This window comes from Bacillus cereus group sp. BfR-BA-01360, assembly GCF_022663595.1.
In the GTDB taxonomy this organism is placed as follows: Bacteria; Bacillota; Bacilli; order Bacillales; family Bacillaceae_G; genus Bacillus_A; species Bacillus_A cytotoxicus.
Genome location: NZ_JAKUFV010000051.1, coordinates 1 through 4,336, shown reverse-complemented (window position 1 = coordinate 4,336; position 4,336 = coordinate 1). Strand labels below are relative to the sequence as shown.

Below are 4,336 nucleotides of genomic sequence, written 5' to 3'. Positions count from 1 at the left end.
CTTTCCTGATATTCGGTTGTATATCGATACGTACCGCGTGCTACATCTTTACCTTCTAAAATAACTGGTACTTCCACAACTAAATCGCCACCAAGCATTGGAATCACTCCACCACCAGATGAAACAGTCGAATAATTAAACACTTGATTTGATATGCTACTTGTCATAGCTTGTCTGCTATTTGACATACTTCCATACACACCACTCATAATAGTCTTTAATCCTGCCAATTGACTCACAGAACTTGCCATCATACGGCTCATATCACTCATCAATTGATTTATTTCTCCTGGTATAGCAAATTGGTCTCGTGGCATGGCTGTTGCGATTCCTGCACCAATCGCTCCAAGCGTTTTCTTATTCAAAGGTAAAACAGCTTCTGGACCAGCTTCACCAGCACCTTGTAGGTTTCCACCATTCATGCCAAAGATAGTTGGTTTAGTGAAGATACCACCTTTTGCACGCCAGTCTATATTAATTCCGGATGGAAATGTAATATCTTTCCCTAAAACATTTTTCGTACTAGTTTGCAAGCTAAAATGCGGAAGTGGTGGCATTTCAGGTTTAGGGATTTTTAATTTTAAATCATTAAAGAATCCTTTAATCTTTCCAATGAATTCTTCCACCTTACCAACCGCTTCTTTGATTGGATCAATTATATTACGTTTCGCTGCTTCGAATTTTTCTAATGCAGTATTTTTCACAGAATCAAATTTTTCTTTAGCACTGTTATAAATATCTTGGAATTTTTCCCGCGCAGTGTTATACGCCTGAGTTACTGGATCGATTACATATTGTTTTACTAGGTTCCAAGCTGTAAGTGTATAAGATTTAATTGTTTCCCAATTACTTAATATCCAATTTGCCAAATCTCCAAGCTTTTGTTTTGTCCAATTCCACAAGTCTTGAACAGGTTGAATAACATACTGTTTTACCAAATTCCAAGCCATAAGAGTATAAGATTTGGCAAGTTCCCATTTTGAACTTAGCCAAGAAACTAAATCACTAAATTTTTCTTTTACATAATTCCAAACATCTAAAACAGGTTGGATGATATATTGCTTAAATAATACCCAAGCGATTTGCGCCACAGCCTTTGCAATTTCCCATTGCGTACCAAGCCATTCAACTAATTCGCCTATCTTTGTACTTACCCAATCATAAGCTTGTTGAATTGGTTGAATGATATATTGAGAAATCGCCGCCCATGCAATTTGTACTCCAGCTTGAATTAATAGCCATCCTGCTTCTAACACTGTTGAAATCAATGAAATAATAGGATCTAAAACGGTAAGAATAGTATTCCAGGTTTCTTGCCAAGCTTGTACAAGTGTTCCCCACAATTCAGAAGCTGTTGTAACTAAAGAAGACCACCAAGAGGAAGCTGTTTCCACAATTCCAGACCATAAGGTACTAAAGAATTCGCCTATTGGATCAAAGAAACTATGCAGCATTTCTGTAAATGAAGCCCAAGCTTCCGAAAAGAATTCAACAATTGAATTCCAGACTTCGCTAGATGATTGAACAATACCATCCCAAAGTTCTGCTAAATATTCTTTAATAGAATTCCAAGTTTCTATGGTCCATTTTTTAATATCATCCCAATTTTTATAAATCGCAATACCTATAGCCGCTACAGCAGCTATGATAAGTGGAACAGCTGCAACAATTCCAGCTGCAGCAAGTGCTCCAATACTAAACAAGCTCATGACCGCCATAACGATAGGAGCAAGAGCCATAACCGCACCAGAAATCACACCAATGGCAACACCAATAGCTGTCAAAGTAGCTGCTAATTCTGGATTATTAGAAATCCATTCAGCAATTTTCGAAACAACATCAGCTATTACTCCAAGCACAGGTTCGAGAGCCATTTTTAAGTCACCCATTGCTTTCTGGAACTTTACAGCTGGACTTGCATCCATTTTCTTAACGGAATCATTCAATTGATCTTGGTTTTGTTTCGTTTTATCTTGCACGTTAGCCAAACCTTTATAAACGGCAAGCATATTTGTACCTTGATCTTCCCATTTTGTTTTAAAGATTTCTGTTGCAAGTGCATTTTGTAATGATTTGTCTTTTATTCCATCAATCCACGTTGCCACTTCTGCCATTGCTTTTGAGCCGCCTTCGCCGCCATCAGCTACAGCTTTTCCCCATTCTTGCATTTTTTGAGTGGATACGTCTGTACCTTCTAATAAATCGGACATCGCTTTTGGAACTTCCTGACCAAAAGCCGCCATGTTAATCCTTCCCTCTTTAACCCCATCGTTGAGATTATCCAAGTTCCAGCTCTTGGTATTTATCCCTTGTTCAAAAATAGACTGTATTTCTTTGGCACTAAATCCCGCATTCTTCATCTGCATTCCATACTCTGATACTGTATCTAATTGTTCTGGTGGAAATCCTGCCTTTAATAGAGAATTCATTAAGGCTAATGCTTGGTCATTCGATACACCTATCCCTGCGGCTACCTCATTTGTTTCTTGAATTAACTCAGTAAAGTCTACTCCTTCAAAGGAATTCGAAATAACTGCTGCACCTTTTACAATTGCGGCATTTGCTTCATCACTAGCATTTTTATTTAATGCCCATTGTCTACGTACACCTTCTAAAGATGCCTCAGCATCAACACCATAAGCAGTTACACCCCTTACAGCTTCTTCTACTGATTTTTTTGAGGACTCTGGAACGTCAAAAGTGATATCAATCTTTGTTTTTAATTTAGACATATCCATCGCTTGTTCAATTGCTCCAGCAATACCGCCACCAGCAGCCAATCCACCAATGACGTTTTCGAGTCCTACTTTGAGTCCTTCAAACTTCTTCTCTGTTCTCTCAGCTTCTTGTTGCAATTCTCTTAATTCATTTTGCACTTGTTGAATTGAATTGCCTGCATCCACAGAACGAAGCGCACGTTGTAATTTTTCAATATCTGCTTCTGCTCCTAATGCTTCACGACCGATTATTGCAATAGCTTGGTCTAACTGTCTACTTGTAGCTGTTCCACTTTTAATTGCATTTACAAGACGATTACCTAATGCGCCTGCAAAATCATCAACACTTTTTCCTGTAGCATTAAACAATGTTTCTAATTGTCTTGTTGAACTCGCTACATTTTCCTGTTCAGCTTTCATATTAGCGAGTTTATTTTTCAGACCATCAAGTGACCCTTGTGTAAATTCAATTTCACGCCTAAACGCGCGGTACTGTTCTTCAGAGATCTTTCCACTTTGAAATTGTGCTTGAACTTGTTGTTCTGCCGCTTTCAATTTATCCAACTTTTCTGTTGTATTTTCAATTTGTTTGGTGAGCAACTGTTGTTTTTGGGCCAACGCTTCCACATTACCAGGATCAAATTTCAACAGGCGTTCTACATCTTTCAGTTCTTTTGCTAAATCATTACTGCGTTTATTGACATCTTTTAAAGCATTTTGCAAACCAACCGTATCGCCGCCAATTTCAACTGTAATACCTTTAATTCTTCCAGCCATAGTCTCACCCCTTTCTTAGAATGAATCAAAGTCTTTTTGATTTGCTTTTCTTACTTTTTCTTTATCTGGATTCTCCAGTTCAGCGAATTCAGCAACGTAATCAAAGCAATCACCAACAGTCATTTCTTCTAAATCAAAACTTGTTAATTTCGCCTTATAACAAAGAGCAAGGAACGTATCAGTGGTTAATTCCTCATCACTGAAAGTCCCTTGCTCTCCATCATTATTTGTTATTTTTTTTTAGATCCCATTGTATTTTGAATCATATCCATAATTTCCGGCATAATTTCATAAATCGGAAACTCATCAAATCCATCTAGCCATGTGATTGGATCCGGAATACTTGGATCAGCTGTTTTAGCGTATAACCAAACTAAATCATAAATAACCTCAAAATCGACTTGTTTAAAATCCACAGTTGATAAATCAACAATACCTTCTGATGCATCTTGCGAATTAAATGTACCAATTGCTCCTAATGCCAACATATCCGCAAATAAATCACGTCTAAATTGTGCTTTGTAACGCTTAACGGTTGCTGCTGTACTTTTTAATCGGACTTGTTTTCCGTCTATTGTAATTGTCTTTTCCATTTCATTATTCTCCTTTTTTCAAAGTTGTCGTTGATTTTTCTTCAGCCTTTTTTACATAAACTGCATCATACCAACTATCATAAATTTCTGGTGTTGTTTTAGATGTAGTCTTCGTTTTAACCATCGGTCTTCCACCAGGTGTTAAAATAAGTGGGCTCGCAACGAATTTCAATTCATTTGTATTTGGTTCAGCAGAATTTGTTTTCGTTTTTGATGAAATATTAGGTCGACTTGCTGAACAGTTATACA

General features: G+C 37.4%; 2 protein-coding genes and 1 pseudogene. All 3 read right to left on the bottom strand.

The window, feature by feature from the left end; all coding sequences use genetic code 11:
* The coding region (locus MR056_RS21705; RefSeq protein WP_242136718.1) for a phage tail tape measure protein at window positions 1-3,494 on the bottom strand (3,494 nt) is incomplete at its 3' end.
* A 230-nt stretch (window positions 3,495-3,724) separates the two neighbouring features.
* Window positions 3,725-4,087 (bottom strand): hypothetical protein, encoded by a 363-nt coding sequence (locus MR056_RS21700; RefSeq protein ID WP_087099153.1) that lies wholly within the window; start codon window positions 4,085-4,087, stop codon window positions 3,725-3,727.
* Window positions 4,088-4,091: 4 nt separating this feature from the next.
* Window positions 4,092-4,336 (bottom strand): annotated as a pseudogene (locus MR056_RS21695) (major tail protein); the annotation flags it as partial.